General features: G+C 52.9%; 12 protein-coding genes. 9 read left to right on the forward strand and 3 right to left on the reverse strand.

Translation table 11 applies throughout. From position 1 onward, the window contains the following. Positions 1 to 363: 363 nt before the first annotated feature. From GX030_04285 to GX030_04295, 3 genes are all read left to right on the forward strand, one after another. Complete coding sequence (locus tag GX030_04285; protein ID NLV91598.1) at positions 364 to 2,247, forward strand: ABC transporter substrate-binding protein; 1,884 nt, start codon at positions 364 to 366, stop codon at positions 2,245 to 2,247. Positions 2,248 to 2,383: 136 nt separating this feature from the next. Next, positions 2,384 to 5,506 (forward strand): hypothetical protein, encoded by a 3,123-nt coding sequence (locus tag GX030_04290; GenBank protein NLV91599.1) that lies wholly within the window; start codon positions 2,384 to 2,386, stop codon positions 5,504 to 5,506. Positions 5,507 to 6,063: 557 nt separating this feature from the next. Further along, positions 6,064 to 7,227, forward strand: coding sequence for a class I SAM-dependent RNA methyltransferase (locus tag GX030_04295; GenBank protein NLV91600.1), 1,164 nt, complete (start codon positions 6,064 to 6,066; stop codon positions 7,225 to 7,227). A gap of 73 nt (positions 7,228 to 7,300) precedes the next feature. Here the strand turns inward: GX030_04295 and GX030_04300 are convergent, their stop codons facing one another. Continuing rightward, on the reverse strand, positions 7,301 to 8,563 hold the full coding sequence (locus GX030_04300) for an MFS transporter (protein ID NLV91601.1): 1,263 nt from the start codon (positions 8,561 to 8,563) through the stop codon (positions 7,301 to 7,303). A gap of 224 nt (positions 8,564 to 8,787) precedes the next feature. Between GX030_04300 and GX030_04305 the strand changes: the two genes are divergently transcribed. Genes GX030_04305 through GX030_04315 form a run of 3 tightly spaced genes read left to right on the forward strand, consistent with a single transcriptional unit; the run spans position 8,788 to position 10,934 of the window. Further along, positions 8,788 to 9,879 (forward strand): MBL fold metallo-hydrolase, encoded by a 1,092-nt coding sequence (locus GX030_04305; GenBank protein ID NLV91602.1) that lies wholly within the window; start codon positions 8,788 to 8,790, stop codon positions 9,877 to 9,879. 28 nt (positions 9,880 to 9,907) lie between these two features. Next, positions 9,908 to 10,141, forward strand: coding sequence for a DUF3006 domain-containing protein (locus GX030_04310; protein NLV91603.1), 234 nt, complete (start codon positions 9,908 to 9,910; stop codon positions 10,139 to 10,141). Between the two features lie 34 nt (positions 10,142 to 10,175). Next, entirely contained in the window at positions 10,176 to 10,934 is a 759-nt protein-coding gene (locus tag GX030_04315) for a PHP domain-containing protein (GenBank protein NLV91604.1), read from the forward strand. A gap of 68 nt (positions 10,935 to 11,002) precedes the next feature. On the opposite strand, the gene GX030_04320 is transcribed toward GX030_04315, so the two are convergent. After that, entirely contained in the window at positions 11,003 to 11,353 is a 351-nt protein-coding gene (locus GX030_04320) for a DUF3006 domain-containing protein (protein NLV91605.1), read from the reverse strand. A 147-nt stretch (positions 11,354 to 11,500) separates the two neighbouring features. Between GX030_04320 and GX030_04325 the strand changes: the two genes are divergently transcribed. After that, positions 11,501 to 14,632, forward strand: a complete 3,132-nt coding sequence (locus GX030_04325; GenBank protein NLV91606.1) for a DUF4981 domain-containing protein — start codon at positions 11,501 to 11,503, stop codon at positions 14,630 to 14,632. An 88-nt stretch (positions 14,633 to 14,720) separates the two neighbouring features. After that, positions 14,721 to 15,794 (forward strand): M42 family metallopeptidase, encoded by a 1,074-nt coding sequence (locus tag GX030_04330; GenBank protein NLV91607.1) that lies wholly within the window; start codon positions 14,721 to 14,723, stop codon positions 15,792 to 15,794. Positions 15,795 to 15,891: 97 nt separating this feature from the next. Here the strand turns inward: GX030_04330 and lpdA are convergent, their stop codons facing one another. Then, entirely contained in the window at positions 15,892 to 17,304 is a 1,413-nt protein-coding gene (lpdA, locus tag GX030_04335) for a dihydrolipoyl dehydrogenase (GenBank protein NLV91608.1), read from the reverse strand. A gap of 428 nt (positions 17,305 to 17,732) precedes the next feature. On the opposite strand from lpdA, the gene GX030_04340 reads away from it, so the two are divergent. Continuing rightward, a complete protein-coding gene (locus tag GX030_04340) occupies positions 17,733 to 18,500 on the forward strand; it encodes an HNH endonuclease (protein ID NLV91609.1) in 768 nt (255 codons plus the stop codon). Positions 18,501 to 19,096: the final 596 nt, after the last annotated feature.

Consider the following 19,096-nt stretch of genomic DNA (forward strand, 5'->3'; position numbering starts at 1 on the left):
AGATACAACAGGAGGCACTGTAAAGTGCCTCCTGTCGTCTGAAGAGGAGAGGGTTATATTGAGTCAATCTTAGTAGCTAGACGGAATGCCTTCCACCTGGAAGTCGTTACATAGTTCACTGTTCTACCCAACACTGCTTAATCCCTGTGTGAAAAGCAAAAAAGAGCAAATAAATGGAAGTTTCGGAAAATATTTGTCAGAAGGTAAGGTCAGCTTCGGTGATGATAGCCGCCTTTGATGGCATAATGCCCGGTAGACGGGATTAGAATTTAGTGGCAAGAAAAAAGACTCATTTGGAGTAGGGGGGAGAGCTTAATTTAGCTAGTTTCTTCGGGTAAGCAAGTAAATCAAGGAGGGAATGACTTGAAGCTTGTTGGCAAAGTGATCGGGAGTGTCTTTTTCATTGTAGCGGTGCTCTGTTTTGCTTTTGCTTCAGCGGCATGGGCTGCAAAGGAAGCCCCGGAGTTGGCGGAGTTGGTCAAGCTTGGTAAATTACCTCCTGTAGAGGAACGCCTTCCCGATGACCCATTGGTTGTGGAGCCGGTGGAGGAGATCGGCAGGTATGGTGGAACTTTGAATCGGACGTATTTTGGAACCTCCGATGCCGCCGGATGGGAGCGACTCACTCGGGAGCCCCTGATTGGATGGGACCGAGAGTATGTCCAGCTTCGTCCCAATGTGGCTCGGGCTTGGGAAGTATTAGAAGATGGCCGTGTGTTTGTGTTTCATCTGAGAAAGGGGATGAAGTGGTCCGACGGTACCCCCTTTACCGCGGATGACATCCTCTTTTGGTACGAAGACATCATCCTGAACAAGGAACTGAATCCCGTTCCGCCCTCCCTTTGGTCCTTTAAGGGTGAGTTGCTGCAGGTAGAGAAGATCGACGACTACACCGTCAAGATTAGCTTCAGCGAGCCCTATGGATGGTTTCCCTATCAACTGGCGGAATTCGGCAATATCTATGCTCCCAAGCATTACTTGAAACAGTTCCACATCAATTACGCGGACCAAGAAGAATTGGAGCGGCAGACCAGGGAAGCAGGCTTTAGTACCTGGAATCAGTTGTTTACCGACAAGAACAGCGCCTTCAACAATCCCGACTATCCCGTCATTACCGCTTGGAAGGTGGACGCACGACCGAGTGCGCGCTTCGTTGCCAGTCGAAATCCCTATTACTGGAAGGTGGATCCAGAAGGAAACCAACTCCCCTATATCGACCGTGTCTCCCAGCAATTGATTTCCGATACGGAATTGATGGTAATGAAGGCTATCTCGGGAGAGATCGACTTTCAAATTAGGCATTTCCATAACCGCTGGCTGGATTTCCCCTTGCTGATGCAAAATGCAGAGTCCGGCAAATATCGCGTGCTGCTTTGGAATTCAGACTATGCCGGTGCCGCGGTTCTCTACTTCAACCTCAACACCAAGAACCCAGTTCTTCGTCCCCTGTTTAACGACTCCCGTTTTCGCAGAGCCCTATCCCTGGCCATAGATCGGGACGAGATTAATGAACTGGTCTTCCTAGGTGCTGGAGCTCCCCAACAGCCCTTCCTTACTCCCGGCTCGCCGGCCTATGATGAATCCACAGCCAGACGCTATACCGAGTATGATCCAGCTAGAGCCAACGAGCTGTTAGACGAAATAGGATTGACCCAACGGGACAGCGCCGGTTATCGTCTCAGTCCCGATGGACAGCCAATTGTCATTAATATCGAAGTGCGCTCCGGCGTCAGTCAAGAACAAGTCACGACGGCTGAGCTCTTTGCCGACTACTGGTCGAAGGTGGGCATTAGGGCTGTGGTCAAGGCAGAGGAGAGAAGCCTCTTTGAAACCAGGAAGGAAGCCGGAGAACATGACGTGATGATGCAGGACGCTTCCGGTGGGATGTATCCGCTGTTCCAAGCCCACTGGTACATCCCCATTCAGTCCACCAGCATCTTTGCTCCCTTCTACGGTCAGTGGTATCAGTCAGGGGGCAGAAGCGGCGAGGAGCCTCCAGCGGAAATCAAGAGATTGTATGATCTTTATGAGAAAGCTCTGGCCACCAGTGATTCCCAGGAACGTTTGGCTCTAGAAAGGGAGATTATGGAAATCAATGGGGAAAACCTTTGGATGATTGGTACCGTCAGCATTCCGAAAAATATCTGTATTGCAAAAGAGAATCTAAGGAATGTACCGGAGGTAGGAGCCTTTACCATGGCCTGGCCCGTCAGTGCCAATCCAGAACAGTTCTTCTTCCAAGACTAGAGGAGAAGGGCTAAACTTGATTCATCGATAGCTTACCGTGGAGTTGGGACCCTGGGGTCTCACTCCACGGTTGATTTTGCTGCTCTACGGTGTTCTCCGATATTCCGCATCATCCTTACAAGGAGTGATAATGCAGATGGCTGCAAGGGTTGGGGACAAGGGACGGGGCATAGTTCCCTTCTGGTTTTGGAATGGCGATATGGAGGATTCTCAAATAGTTGCCCAGATTGAGGCGATGGGCGCGCAAGGGGTGGCCGGATTCTCTATTCATCCCCGCCAGGGGTTGACGGTACCCTATCTATCCAAGGAGTGGTTTCGTAAGGTCAAGTTGGCGGTGGAGACCGGTAAGAAACTGGGGCTTCGGGTTTGGTTTAATGACGAGTATCCCTATCCCAGTGGAGCCAGTGGGGGAGAGGTATTCTTAGATCACCCACAGTACTTGGCCAGAGAGCTGCGGCGGATTACCCTTGAGGTGCAAGGCGAGGCCGTTGTTGACCGCAGGCTGGCCTGGGGAAGGGTGGTCTTTGCCAAGGCCTATCCCGTCAAGGATGGCGTTGTGGCTTGGGAGGAAAGCATCGATCTTAGGGAGTACATCGGCTCCTATCAAGAAGAGCAGATCTATCAGGACACGGGCCTGTCCCAGTATAACCGCTCCCGCTATTTCACCGGCAATCCAGTGAAGCGCCTTGTCTGGCAATGTCCTCCGGGAAATTGGCAGATTTTCATCTTCCTGGAGTGTATCGTTCAGCCCTTTAAGTACTTCGGCTACTATATCGATGTCCTCAACCCTAAGGCCATCGAATACTTCCTGACCACCACCTACCAGCGCTACCTAGACCAACTGGGTTCGGAGCTTTTCCGGGAGATTGAGGCGGTCTTTGTCGATGAGATCAGTGCCGGCGGGGCGTTAACGGGGATGGGAATTCCCTGGTCTCCTTGTCTGCCGGAGTATTTTGAGAAACTAAATGGCTATAAACTAGTTGACCACCTTCCTGCTCTAGTGGCCGATGTGCCCGGTGGAGCCCAGGTACGCTACGATTTTCGCAAAACTCTTCTCAGTGCCTTCATTAACAGCTTTGAGCGCCCCGTCCAGGACTGGTGTGCCCGCCATGGGATCAAGTACGCCGGGGAAAAGCCCATCCTGCGCAGTACCCAACTGGAATACATGGATATTCCTGGAATCGACGCCGGCCACTTGAAGGTGGGGGCGGAGGTGCCCTTGGGATCCCTGAATTATCGCAGTAACCCTAAGTTAGTCTCTTCAGCGGCCCACTTTTTACATAAACCGGAGGTTCTGTGCGAAGCCTTCCACAGTATCGGCTGGGACATGACCATCCAAGACATGAAGTGGATCACCGACTGGCTGGCGGTGCAGGGGATCAACCTCATAGTGCCCCACGGGTTTTTCTATACCACCGACGGATTGACCAAACACGATGCACCACCCTCTTCCTTCTGGCAAAATCCCTATTGGGAGCACTATGATCAGCTGGCGCAATATACCAGCCATCTCTGCGCCCGGCTGTCCGGTGGATACGCACCCGCCAAGATTCTGGTGTTAGATCCTGTCACCTCCCTTTGGACCCGCTACCCCGGCGATCCCCTGACGGAACAATTGCTGGAGGACTGGCAGTATCTTCAGGAGAAGTTGTTGCGGCATCACTGGGAATTTCATATCGCCGATCCGCAGCTGCTTACCAGAGGTCGGCTGGAGGGCTCCAGGCTGAAACTTGGAGACAACCCCTTCGAAGTGATCATCCTTCCTCCCACCACCAACTTAGAGGAGAGGGCGGCGGAAGTTCTCTTGGCTGCCATCGAGGCGGGAGTTCACGTTGTTTTCCTTGGCACCTTGCCCTTTGAACAAATTGAACCAGGAGCCAAAGGGGTAGAAGAGATTGCTGCGCTCTTTGAGGTGAACCCTTGCCAAGCTGGGCAGGACTACTTGGCCGCCACTGCCGGCGGGAATTGGTTCCACCGGGGAAGGACTGCCTGGTATGCCACCAGGGGCAGCCTCAAGGCAAATGACGGCTTTGCCGAGTTGGAGCGGCACCTAGAAGAGATAGCTGGGCGATGGGTGCGAATAGTTGATCCCGCCCAGGGAGAGGAGCTGCGGGAGGTTTTGTTCCTGCGGTACCGTAAGGGTGAGGATGAGGCTTGCTTCTTGGTGAATACCAGCGGCCAGCAGTTTACCGCTGAAATCCAGTTATCGAGGCCCGTTGAGGGAGTTTCCCTAGTTGACCTAGTGACCAATAAGTCCCAGCCCTTGGATGACCCTAGCTTTACAGGAAGCACCTTTGCTCTAGACTTTGACCGGTACCAATCTTATTTTCTCCACTTCAAGCCCGTTGAAAGGCAGCAATTACCAACTGCAAGAGTCTATCGTATTGATACCGAGGGGCAGTGGAGTATTACCCTGAAGGCAAAGAATCTCTGCCGCTTGGGGCATTGGCAGATGCAGGCAGTGCTTGACGAAGATCTAGATCTGGCGGACCCAGCCTATGATACCTCCCAGTGGCCTGTGGTCACCCCCAAGACCGGGATTACCCAGATCCGGGATAGCCAGCTGCCCGTTAGTATTGAGCTGTCCGATGCCTTCGGAGCGGTGCCGAAGATCCTGTTACCTTCCGGGCTGAACCTGTGGTATCGATCCGACTTTGAACTTGAGTGCAACAGCCCCATCTACCTTGTCCGGGAGCCCAAGGGACTGTTGGGAAAGTGGCAGGTCTTTGTCAATGGGTGGGAAATTCCTAGAGAACATTGGAAATCTGAAGGGATTTTCCTCCCGACCCATCTGGCCGCGGAGATCACCCCTTGGCTGAAGGAAGGGCGAAATGTCATCGCTGTTTGCATTCAGGTAGAGGAGCAGTACGACGGTTTGGTTAGTCCCTTGTACCTGGCAGGGGATTTTGCCGTCAGGGATGGCCATCGGCTGGCAGATCCAATTCGAGAAGGACGGTTCAATGATCTGTTGGGCCCGGGGCTGCCCTTTTATGTGGGTAAGATTGATTATCGCCGCAGGATTCGGCTACCACAGCAGTGCCGCCAGCTGGTATTAGATAGCGATGACTTTGATCAGACCTGCGAGCTGCTTCTAGACGGGAAGAGTCTGGGCTGTAGAGCCTGGTCCCCCTATGTGTGGTCCCTACCGGAGGAGACCTTCGGCGAGCATGAGCTCTGCCTGCGGATCACCACCTCACTACTGGGAGCCTTTGACGGCATGGGCTTTGACCGAGCCACCCATTCCCTCAAGCCTCTGTAGGTAGGCGAGGGAGCTGGTACTAGACTAAGACTAAGTGGATAGGTTAAGATCGCTATCCTAACGCTCGAGCTTGTTGGCTCGGGCTTTTCCATGCAATGAGCGGATAGATATTAGATGAAGGCCCCGATAGTTTAGGTATCGTCGCCAGGGCGGTGATGGGGGAAAGCGTTTTATCTACTGGAGGGAGAAAAGAAGCAAAGCACACCACCGAGCAGCCCCGTGGTGTGCTTTGCTTATGGCGAAGTACGGTGTATTCTGATGTGTGCAACTAGAGAACTCGGCACCAAAATAATCTCAGAGCAAACAGCAAAGACCTAATAGTGCCGTGTGTTACAAAATCAATTCTCCACAAGTTGGGTTTGTCCTGGTTATTTTTTCAAAATAGGCTGAAGAAAAGAAAATATCCGGCTAAAGACTTGGTAAAGGGTACTGCTAAGTCTAGCAGCTGCAGCAAAGGGGAGGCGGGAAGGGAAAAACTACTAGCCAAATAGCGTGAAGCACTTTACAATCTACTTTTGTGACCAGCACTTTTTACAGCAATATTGTGAGGAGATAACATGGAAAAAGTTGAGTTAATCGCGACGGCAACCTTTGGGCTGGAAGCGGTGGTAGCCCAGGAGCTGAGGGATTTGGGGTATACTGACCTGTCCGTTGAAAACGGCAAAGTGACCTTTACTGCTGACCTACAGGCCATTTGTCGGACCAATCTGTGGCTGCGGACCGCGGATCGGGTCCGGGTAAAGGTCGGGGAGTTTACCGCAACTACCTTCGAGGAATTGTTCGAACAAACCAAGGCCTTGCCCTGGGCCCAATGGATACCGGAAAACGCTGAGTTTCCTGTCACCGGTAAGTCTGTTAAGTCCACACTCTACAGCGTTCCCGATTGCCAAGCCATCGTCAAGAAGGCCGTGGTGGAGAGTATGAAGCAGCAGTACAAAAGGCAGTGGTTTCCCGAGGATGGCCCATTGTACAAAATCGAGGTGGCCCTTCTTAAAGACGTTGCTACCTTGACCATCGATACCAGCGGCCCTGGCCTACATAAGCGGGGCTATCGGGATTTTATCGGTACCGCTCCCCTCAAGGAGACTCTGGCTGCGGCGATGATCATCCTTTCTCGTTGGCGGCCAGACACCGTCTTAATTGATCCCTTCTGCGGCTCCGGCACCATCCCCATCGAGGCAGCACTGATTGGCAAGAACATTGCTCCGGGAATGAACCGGGAGTTTGTCAGTGAAAACTGGCCGGTGATCCCCAAGCAGTTGTGGTGGGAGGCTCGTCAGGAAACCCATGACCGGGCCAATTACGACCAGCCCCTCCAGATCATCGGCACCGACATCGATGATCGGGTGATGAAGGTGGCTCGGCGCAACGCTAAGGAGGCAGGGGTAGAGGAGGACCTTCACCTGCAGACTATGGATGTGCGGCAGCTAAGTTCCAGCAAGAAATACGGCAAGATTATCTGCAACCCGCCCTATGGTGAACGGATTGGCGAGGAAAAGGAGGTAGAAACCCTGTATCGGGATATGGGCAAGATCTTTTCCCGATTGGACACTTGGTCCTTTTACATCTTGACTTCCCACCCCCGCTTTGAAAGCCTCTTTGGTCGGGTCGCCTCCAAGCGCCGCAAGCTCTATCACGGCAACATCAAGGTAAATTTCTTTCAATACTATGGTCCCAGGCCTCCCCGGGCCAGGCGGGAGACTGGGGACAGTTCTGAGTAAGAACCAGCAAAAAACCCCCAAGGCAAGGGGCCTAGCTCCCTGCCTGGGGGTTTTTATCTTGCACGGCTTAATGTTAAGAGGCCGAAGCTGCTGGCTCTTGGGGTTTGAAAAACCTGGCCGCCTGGATAACCAAGATCGCCCCGAGGACAAACAGGCCGATGTTCATCATGAAGGGCAGTCTCTGATCCGCCTCCGCCATCAGTCCGGCCAGCCAGCCAAAGGGTGAGGTCAAGCTGATCACCACCACGTTGAGCAGCGCCATGATGCGAGCCCGTTCCCTGGCATCTACAGACCGGGCAACCAAGGAGTCCATAAAGGGTTGGATTAAGACCAGGCTGCAGGCTTCCAGCACCATGCTGACCAGCAAGATGACATAGCCTCCCACTGGTGAGGAGACTAAGAGCAGCTGGCTGAGAATAAAGAGGGCAAAACCCGTCAGCATCGGTCGGCGAAAGTGCAGGCGGCTGATCTTGGGCATTACAAAGAAGAAGCACCCTAACATCACCACGGACTTGACGAAGGGAAACATGGCGATGTTCTGCTGGGGGATTTGCAGCCTTTCGGTGACGAGAATCGCCCAGAAGGTGCCGTTGACCATGGTACAGATGCTCATCACCAACATAATCCCCAGGCTGATGAGAGTTTGTCGAGCCTGCAGGATTTGGCGCATTACCTCACCGTATTGCCCCAGGATCGAGAGGATGCTCTGGTTCGCGGTTTCTCGCTGGCGAATTTCCCCCTGCTTGGTCTCCGTGGCAAAGACATTGAGGATGACAAACTTGGCCGTCATAGAGACAAAGGCAAAGAGATACAGCACCCTCACCGTGGGGACCAATCCGTACCTGCCGACAAAAACCCCGGCTAAGGGAGCGACAAAGGCTGCCAAAAGCCCCGCGATATGGGTCCAGGAAAAGATGTCTACTAAGGTATCGGGGTTGGCATCCTCCACCAGTAGGCAGCTCCAGGAGTTGGCGGTAATTCTCCAAAGGCCATTGATAATCGCCGCGATGACAAAGTAGGTGAAGTTTTGGGCCACCGCCCAGATGAGACAGGGAATACTCCAGGAGATAAGATCAAAGATGAAAGTAGTCCGCTTTCTTCCCAGCTTGTCGGTAATGGCGCCGCTGACCAGGGCTGAGAATACCTGGACAAACATCCCCAGACTGGCGATCAATCCCACCTGGCTGGTGGTCACCCCCAGAGCAATCATGTACAGTGAGGCATAGGGTGCGTAAAGGTTAAAGGGAATTCCCCACAGGGGCTCTGTCCAGACGCAGGCCCTGGGATTGCCCTTCAGCTGCACCAAGGTGTTAAACAAAGGATTAGATTTGAACATAACCGGTGTCCTCTCATAGATGTAGTGGTCAAAGATTCACACCTTCTGATCTTATCATGTTTTCCTTCCTTTGCCCACACCGCGATCCCAGCTTGACAGCCTCTGTTGTCCCAAATTATGGCAGGACAAGAACCGCCGGAATCGAAGGTAACAAAGGGCTGGAAGGGAATTGAAGACAGTAGGTTTGCTGGACAGATTGGGGCAGAAGGACGAGGTGGGAAGACTTGCAGCAGCGTCTTCGCAAACTGGCAGTTTTTTTGCTTGCAGTTGTACTTGTTACTGTCTTACCGGCATGGGTCGGGGCAACGGAGCTGGCGGTACATATCATTGATATCGGTCAGGGTGATGCCATCGCCATCTCCAGTCCCACGGGGAAATGGGTACTAATCGACGGTGGAGAAGCGGGACCGGGGCGACGGACCCTAGTTCCCTACCTGCAAGGACAGGGAGTGGACCAACTGGAGCTGATGGTTATGACCCATCCCCATGCCGACCACATTGGTGGGCTGTTACCGGTGGTAGAGAATTTCCCGATCAAATCCATCATCGCCGATGGTCAGATTCATACCTCGGCTACCTACGAAAGGTTATTGCTGGCCATTAAGGAGCGGCAAATTCCCTTTTCCCTGGCTCGGCGGGGACAGGTCTACGAATTAGGTGGGGGAGCGCTCCTCACGGTTTTGCATCCCCAAGAGCTGCTCTATGACGATCTCAATAACAACAGTGTGGTTTTGCGCCTGGACTTTGGCGAGGTGGCCTTTCTCTTTACCGGAGACGCAGAAACACCGGCGGAGTTGGAGATGATTGAAGCTAACGTAGCGCTGGATGTCGATGTCCTCAAGGTGGGGCATCATGGCAGCATTACCTCCACCTCACCGGAATTCTTGCAGGTCCTTTCACCGACGGTGGCGGTGATCAGTGTCGGGGCGGGGAATCGCTACAATCACCCCTCAAGGGAAGTAATCCAGCGACTAGAGGCCAGTGGTGTCACCGTCTATCGCACCGATGTCCACGGCACCGTGGTGATTGCCACCGATGGCAGTCAACTGACGGTGACCAGCCAGAGGGGCAAGGAGACCTTTACCGGGAAGGGTCCCAGTACTTCCCCGGGAGGGATACAGGACTCAAGGCTTGATCTCAACACCGCTACCCTTGATGAACTCTTGGAGCTGCCGGGGGTTGGGCCGGTACTGGCGGAACGGATTATTGCCCATCGCCGGGCTAAGCCCTTTAAGTCCGTCGATGAACTCCTTCAGATCAAGGGCATTGGCGCCAAGACCCTGGAGAATCTGAAACCTTGGGTGAAAGTAGATTAATAATACTTCCTGATGGGAAGGTGAATGTATGACCCGAAGGTACAAGACAGTATACGATCGCCGGGAGGGCAATTGGGTCGTCCTGATCCCCGATGAAGGAGAACTAGGTGAGATCTTGGTTCCGGCCAAGATGCTCACTGGATATGCTAGGGAAGGCGATGTGATCAACGTAGCCTTTACCAAGGACTCCGAGGATACTCAGCGGCGCCGGGAACGGGTAAGCAACCTGCTCCAGGAACTGCTGGGAAACAAAGACCAATAATGAAGATAGGTAAACAATATGGAGGAGTAATTTGATGCTGATCGATCTACACACCCACACCTGTCGCTATTCGGCCTGCAGTAATTTTACCCCTCAGAGTATGGTGCGGGGTGCCATTGCCGCCGGTTTGGATGGAATGGTGATTACCGAGCATGATCATATTTGGGGTAAGGACGAAATTGAGGAGCTACGGGCAGAGTTTCCCGAGATTAAGATTTTCCGGGGGATTGAGGTGTCCTGTGGTTTAGACCATTTCCTGGTATACGGCGTCCTGGAGGAAGGGTTGTTCTATCGGGATATGCCGGTGAGAAAGCTGCTGGACATCGTCGATGAGCGGGGCGGATGCGTCGTTCTGGCCCATGCCTATCGCTATTACGATGGTGTGCCAGATACCCTCTTTGAGACTCCTACCATCGATGCCATTGAGTTTCGCAGCAGTAACATTCGCCGGTACACCCAAGAACCTCTGGAGCAATTGGCTCAGCGCCTGAAAGTACCGAAGGTGGCCGGGAGCGATGGTCACGCCGAGACCACCATTGGGATGTTTGCCACTCGCTTTCCCCAAGATATTGCCAACGAGCAGGAATTGGTGGCTGCAATTAAAGCTGGGGAAATGGAGATCCACGTCAATGAGGAACGGGTAGGCTGGGCCAATGCCAAGATCGAAGCCTCCGCCCATTGGGTCAAGGGGCTGTTGGCCGGCGGCGCCGATCCCGAAGAGATTCGGCGGCGGCACAAGGTCTCCAAGACCTTGGTCTATGCGTTGACCAATCACTTAGATGTTCGAGTGTAGCGAAAATGGCAGTGGGAAGAGTTGGTTTCTTCCCGCTGCCATCTGGTTAATGCTAATTGAATTCAACTCTAGTCCCCGCTGATTAGTCTCTGCAGCAGGGAGCGGTTGCGCTCCAGCGCGATTCTCGTTTCCACCCAGTCAATCTCGGCGGTACGTACCTTGCCTTCTTCGTCGAAGGCAATGCGGAGGATATCTCCCTCCCTTGCCAAGGCCGGTAGGTCTTCGACCGGCAGATGGACACAGGTATCGAGCTCAGAATACAATACAGCCCAATCTCCTTCAATCCTATCTAGCACCAGGACATGGTCGAAGGCTGACGGAGGCTCTGCCTGCGGCGAGGCCAGGGATAGGCCCAAGGCCGCCAGGGTGACGAGAGGAAAAATGGCGTACAATGGGAATCTGTTAGGGTGATGGGACATGTAAAACCCCTCCTGCCCGAGGGGCAGGCCTAGGTGTCCTGGGGACTTGAGGGTAATCTTCGGCGGGCAGTAAGCTACTCCTGCTCACTGCCTGGTAGCGTAACGACTGGTTAGTAACCTTTCTATGGACAGAAGGAGGAATGCTAGATGGCTCGCACGGTGCTTAGGCAAATCCGCGAATGGGAAGACCCAAGATTTGTGGAGAGAAACAAAGAACCGGCCCACGCCACTTTAATTCCCTATAGCAGCGAAGAAGAAGCTTTGGCGGGAGGAGATTCTCCCTGGGTTAAATCCCTAAACGGCGATTGGAAATTCAAGCTGGTCGATAGGCCGGAAAATGCTCCCGAGGGGTTTTCTGCTCCAGATTTTGCCGATGAGCAGTGGGACACTATCCCAGTGCCCAGTAACTGGCAGCTGCAGGGCTACGACAAGCCCATCTACACCAACATTAAGTATCCCTTTCCCGCGGATCCGCCCCGGGTTCCAGAGGAAAACCCCACGGGATTGTACCGACTGAACTTTACGCTCCCTGAGGAGTGGGAGGGCCGGGAAATCTTCATCCACTTTGGAGGCGTCGATTCAGCCTTTTACCTGTGGGTCAATGGGACTGAGGTAGGATACAGCCAGGGAAGTCGGTTGCCCGCGGAATTTGACATCACTCCCTACCTCCAGCCCGGCAACAACCTGTTAGCGGTGCAGGTAATGCGCTGGTCCTCCGGTACATACTTGGAAGATCAGGATATGTGGTGGCTCAGCGGCATCTTCAGGGATGTTTATCTCTTTGCCACTCCTAAGTTACATATCCGAGACTTTGCGGTGCAAACTCCCCTGGATGAGACCTATACCGATGGGACTTTGCAGGTGCGGGTGAAGCTCCGTAACTATGGCGAGACCGACCATGGGCCCGCGACGGTGGAACTGAAGTTATACGATGCCGATAGAAAACCGGTGTTTCAGCAGAGTGTAGCTAAATCTGTGGAGCAGGTACCCCGGTGGCAGGAGGAAGTCCTCGACATTGCCGAGCCGGTGTCCCAGCCTCGCCTTTGGTCGGCAGAGGATCCCTATCTATACACATTGGTTCTCCTGCTCAAGGATTCCCAGGGCAAAGTCATTGAGGCGGAACGAGTGAGAGTTGGTTTCCGGCAGGTTGATATCAAAGATGGCAAGATCCTGATCAACGGACGTCCCGTCCTCTTTAAGGGAGTCAACCGACACGAACATGACGAACGCCGGGGTAAGGCTATCACCGAAGAAACCATGATTGCCGATATCAAGCTGATGAAGCAATTTAACTTCAACGCGGTGCGCACCAGCCACTATCCCAACCAGCCTCGCTGGTATGAGCTCTGTGATGAGTACGGATTATATGTCATCGATGAGGCCGATATCGAGTGTCATGGTCTGGTCAATCACGGCCCCAACTACAAGATCGAACCGGCCAATGATCCCGATTGGCTCACCGCGATTATGGATCGGGGAATTCGGATGGTGGAAAGGGATAAGAACCACCCCTGTATCTTCATGTGGTCCATGGGTAACGAGGCGGGAATGGGTCCCAACTTTGAAGCCCTAGCCGCGTGGATCCACGCCAACGAACCCACCCGTCCGGTGCACTATGAAGGCACCACCAGTGATCCCAGCGGCAAGATTTCTTCTTGCGTCGATCTAGTTAGTGTGATGTATCCGGCGCTGGAACGCCTGCGGGCCCTAGCCCAGGACCCCGAAGATGATCGACCGGTCCTGATGTGTGAGTACAACCACGCCATGGGTAACAGCAACGGTAACCTCAAGGAGTATTGGGATCTCATCCGCAGCGAAGAACGCCTGATTGGGGGATTCATCTGGGATTGGGTGGATCAAGGTCTGCTCAAGACCAGCGAGGACGGCCAGGAATACTGGGGATACGGTGGCGACTTCGGCGATGAAATCAACGACCTCAACTTCTGCATCAATGGCGTGATTTCCCCGGATCGAACTCCCCATCCCGGTATGTGGGAATGCCGCAAGGTACAGCAACCCGTTCAGTTCCGGGTGATTGATGGGGCAAAGGGTCAGGTTGAGGTGTTCAACGAATACGACTTTACCGACCTCAGTCATCTCGCTATTAGCTGGGAACTAGTGCAAGATGGAAAGGTAATCGATTCCGGTACCCTGCCATCCTTAAGCACAAAACCCGGCGAGTCGGAAGTGCTGACCGTTCCCTTTACGGCAGACAAACTTGTAGCGGGAAGTGAACACTTCATTAACCTCAGCTTTACCCTCAAGGAAGCTACTTCCTGGGCCGATGCCGGTCACGAAGTGGCCTGGGAGCAAATTGCTGTCCCGGTAGAGTCCGGGGAAGGCCAGCGGTTATCGGCAGCTGAGATGCCGCCGGTACGCTGGGAGCAAGAGGGAGACACCGTTACCGTCACGGGAGAGGGCTTTGAAATAGTCTTTGACCGTACTTTAGGAAGAATTTCCGCCTGGCGGTACCAAGGTACCGATCTCATCGTCAGCGGTCCCCAATTTAACGTTTGGCGGGCCCCGACGGACAACGACGCGCCCCGACTGGAGAAGATGTGGCGGGAAGCCGGGTATGATCGCCTACAGGAGAAGGTTGTCTCCCTTGACGTTGAGCAGAAGGTCCCAGCTCGGGTCACCATCACCGCCACTTTCTCAGCTAAGGCCGAGGGTGTCGATGAAGGCGCCGATTATTCCATCAGGTATGACATTTGGGGCAGCGGCGATGTACAGATTGAGCTGAAGGCGAAATTCGGCGACAGCATGCCTCCGCTACCTCGGTTGGGATTGCTCCTGGAAATACCGGGGCAATTTGAACAGTTCGCCTGGTATGGCAGGGGACCCCAGGAAAACTACTGGGATCGGAAGGCCGGTTACCCCGTGGGGCTGTATTCCGGGACGGTATCGGAGCAGTACTTCCCCTACATCTATCCTCAGGAGAACGGCAATAAGACCGATGTGCGCTGGGCGGCCTTGATGGACGATAATCGAGTGGGACTCTTGGTGGTGGGAGATCCCCTCTTTGAGATTACCACCCATCACTACACCATTGAGGACTTTGAACAGGCTCGGCATACCCATGAGCTAACCCGACGAGAGAATATTACTGTCACCTTGGACTATCGTCAGTCGGGCTTAGGCAGCGGCAGCTGCGGCCCGGATACTCTGCCGCAGTATCTGGTAGATTCGCTGCCGACAACCTTCAAACTGCGTCTGCGTCCCTTGGATAAAGATACGCCTTGTCCAATGGAATTGCGGCGACAGGTATTGGTAGACTAGTAGACGGGAAAGGGGCAGGCGGCACTATGCTGCCTGCTCCTGAACTTACTCGGGAAGCATTGATTCCACAAGGAGGACGGAAACAAACATGGATCCACGCTTAGAGATGTTAAAGGATTTAACGGAAGTAAAGGGAGTCCCTGGCTTTGAATATGAGGTCAAGGAAGTAATCGCCCGGTATCTTGAGGGCAAGGCAGAACTAGATCAGGACAATCTCGGCAGCATCATCGCCAAGAAGGAGGGAACCAGTTCTGGTCCCAGGATCATGCTGCCGGGTCACATGGATGAAATTGGGTTCATGGTCAGTTTCATCACCGAGGAAGGTTACCTCAAGTTCGTGCCCCTAGGAGGCTGGTGGGACCAGGTCCTTTTGGGTCACCGGGTAATTGTTCGTACCGATAACGGCGATGTTCCTGGAGTCATCGGTTCTAAGCCTCCCCATATTCTCGCCCCAGAGGATCGGAACAAAGTAGTCGAGAAAAAGGATATGTTCATTGACGTGGGAGCCGCCGATCGGAAGGAAGCCGAGGAGGTCTTTGGCATTCGGGTTGGCGATCCCATCGTTCCCGACAGCAGCTTCCAGGTAATGAAAAACGAGAAGTACCTGATGGCCAAGGCCTGGGATAACCGGATTGGCTGCGGGATTTTCATCGATGTGATCAATAACCTTCAGGGTGTCGATCATCCTAACACCGTTTATGGGGTTGGTACCGTGCAGGAGGAAGTGGGGCTTAGGGGAGCCCGCACCTCGGCCAGCAAAATTGATCCCGATGTCTGTATCGCGGTGGAAGTAGGCATTGCCGGGGATATGCCGGGAGTGAGGGAAGAGGACGCTCCGCCCAAGCTGGGCAAGGGCCCGATTCTGCTGGTGGCCGATGCCTCCTTGGTGGCCCATCGGGGACTGCGTTCCTTGGTAATAGAGACGGCTAAGTCTGCAGGTATTCCCCTGCAATATGCCACACTGATGGGCGGCGGTACCGATGCTGGAGCGGTACACCTCAACAAGGCCGGAGTTCCCAGTGTGTGCCTCGCCGTTCCCACCCGATACATCCACACCCACACCGGCATCATTCACCGCGATGACTATGATGCCACCGTTAACTTGATTACTGAGGTAGTAAAGCGGTTAGACGCTGAGACGGTAGCGGGGTTAGTGCGCTAGAAAAACCCCGACAAGAGAGCTAGAAAAGTACCAGACAAGAATAAAGGTAGGAAACCTCAACGGGTTCCTACCTTTGTTCAATGCTACACCAAATTACTCAAATATGAATCGCCAGACCTTTGGTGGCTAGGGATGCTTCATGCACCGCCTCAGCCACGGTCGGGTGAGCGTGAATAGTAGCTGCGATGTCGGCAGCTGTCAGACCCTGCTTTACCGCCAAGGTTAGCTCGGCGATTAGCTCCGTCGCTTGAGGCCCAATGATCCCTGCACCTATAATCTTGCCCGAGGATTTCTCAGTAATAACCTTGACCATACCGCGGTTGGTTCCATAGGTCAGGGCCTTGCCGTTGGCGGCAAAGGGGAAGGTGCCTACCTGGTAATCAATTCCCTGGGCCTTGGCCTCTGCTTCCGAAAGGCCCACGGTGGCAATCTCTGGTTGAGTAAAGAGCGCATTGGGAACCGCGCTGTAGTCCATCACAACGTCATTACCCACGATATTCTCCACCGCGACGATACCCTGTTGGGAAGCCACATGGGCCAGCTGTATCCTGTCCGTTACATCCCCAACAGCATAGATGTGGGGAATATTGGTCTGCATCCGGTTATTGACCTTGATTCCCCGACGGGAGTCGTTGAGCTCAATGCCGATCCGCTTAAGCTCCAGGCCACCAAGGTTTGGTCGACGTCCAACGGCAACCAGTACTCGGTCGACACTGAGGGACTTAACTTCCCCCTTGTGGGTAAAGGAAAGAACACAGCCTCCATCTTCCGCCTCCTCGATGGCTTCAGCCCTCGCTCCGGTGTAGAGCTTGATTCCCGCCCGGCGGGCACTGAGGGCGATTTGGCGGCGAAGGTCGGTGTCTAGCATGGAGAGGATATCGTCGAGGAACTCGATGACACTGACTTCCACCCCGAAACTGGCGTAGATAAAGGCAAACTCCATCCCGATGATTCCACCGCCGATAATCGCCAGGGACTTAGGCAGCTCCTTGGTTTCCAAAGCCTCGGTGGAATCCATCACCTGAGGCAGATCGCTGCCGGGAATCGGCAATCGGATGGGATTAGAGCCGGTGGCAATGATGATGTTTTTTGATTGAACCGTTGTCTTAGTACCACCACCATCATCTACGATGACAGTATGGGCATCTTGAAGTTGAGCAGTTCCGGTAAGCAGAGTAACTTGGTTCTTCTTCAGTAAGTGTTCGATGCCCCTTACTAACTGACCGACAATTTGGTCCTTGCGGTCAATAACCGCGGCCATATCCACTCCTACATCCTGGGCGATGCAGCCAAAATCCTTGGCGTTTTTCAGGCTTTCATACACTTCTGCTGAGCGAACCAAAGCTTTAGTAGGGATACAGCCCCGATTGAGACAGGTTCCACCCACTTTGTCCTTCTCAATTAAGACTACCTTTGCTCCCAGTTTAGCACCCTGGATGGCGGCTACGTAGCCACCGGGCCCCGCGCCGATAATGGTAATGTCGCTGTTTATTACCCCTGCAGATTCCATCTCATAGCCCTCCCGATTTTGAGAATTAAGCAGACCTAGCCAGTGACTATCAGTGGGTGGGATGTGTCAGTCAATTGCTAACTTCGGCTAGGTATTGGTGAGTCCTTCTTGTATTGCACAGCCGGAACTGTAGGGCAATCAAAGAATATTTGGATGAGCGATACTCGCTTCCTGAACGACCGTATAGATTCGAAGATATTCGATATGAGTTTCGATGTTTTGAGGCTATCAAGACATTATTGAGTGTATATGAGCTTCCGTTTCGGAAAAAGTACCAGCCGGCGATTGAGGCCGACAACGCTTTGGATGCTTCCATTACGTATAAGACCTTCCATCTACTGAATGCCCTTAATCTAGATGGAGTCATGTGTGCTCTTGTAAACGTAGTGCTCCACAGTTTCTCGAGTCAGTGTTATGAAGAGTTCGATATGACAGAGTTTGAGAGGTTCTTGAAGGAGCTCAAAAAGGATAGTGACCATACTGATAATAGGTTCATGTACATACATAGTTGTGCCCATGATCTTTCAAGGCTAGCAATCATGTCTAAGGACTTCAAGCTACCTAGGGAGGCAGCAAAGAGGATCATTAAGGATGCACATTACGGAAGACCAGAGTTATATTGCTTTAGTTTGACCAGAGACGAATTTAGGAAGGCTGAAAAGGAATTTACTGATTGGACCGACCAATGGATGAAAGATAGGAACCAGGATCAGAATTTCAAGATAAAACTACTCTTCATGAGATTGCTTCGTACCGACAAGCGAGATAATCATCTTCACTATGCAAACAGTCAACCTCTCTTTACGAAAGTGAAAACGCTTGAACTAGATCACTTTGAGCCAGAAAACATAGATGAATCCAAACGTGATGAGTACTTCCATCCGAAAGATACTGATTCAAGACAGAGGAAACAGTACGTAAATGAACTCGGAAACTTCATGCTCCTGGACAGACCGAGTAACAGTCGACTGGGAAATAAGCCGGCTAAAGAGTCGTTCAAGGCATATCAGGAAGTGGGGTTGGGTGACCACTGGTTGGTCAAAGAGTTAGGTGAGATGCTGCAAGAGCTGGGTGAGCGCGAAGTCCCAACAGAGCGCTTCTTTAGTGAGCGCAAGAAGAAGCTGCAGCAATATTTCTTAACGATCCTGGATATGGGACTAGGAGATACCCGGGTGAAGATTCGTTCTGCTACATAGGTACTTTCGCACCGGGAACATTGGATAAGTGCCGGCAATCAACGTTGCGGCGAAAAAGATGGTCTTATCGAAGAGGCACGTGCGGACGTAGGGGATATATCTAGATACGTCCAGTAGAAAAAACGTGTATTTCGGTTAATTCGATCACCGAATTCGGTTCAAATCGGGAGTGCGGACAGAGACCTGGTAGACTGTCGGGTCTCTTTCTTGTTGGCTGTGTATTGGATGAGTTGTTATCTTTCGTTGTTGTCGAATGTTGGGCAAGCTTGTAGAAGTCGTAGAACTCCTCGTATGGTCGTCCCATAGATTCGAGATCGCTATGATGACATGGTCCCATTTGGAACTTTTCGGTGGAGTCGGTTATACGGTTAGGAGACACGTGGGCCATGGGGGTACCGCCGGCAAAGCTTCGTACTATTCCAATTGCTCGATGGTTCCGCACTGAAGTTTTTCAAGATGTAGTCGTGTTCGGAAGCATCGGCTTCCAATACTGTATGGCGATATGGGTAAGTTCCTTCTCATGCTCTTGGCGGTGCTGCTTCGAGTGCGGATATCGACTCTCTTGTCAAGATATTGCCCGAGCCGTACCGCACTGG

The sequence above is a fragment of the Bacillota bacterium genome (genome assembly GCA_012727955.1).
Classification (GTDB): Bacteria; Bacillota; Limnochordia; order DTU087; family JAAYGB01; genus JAAYGB01.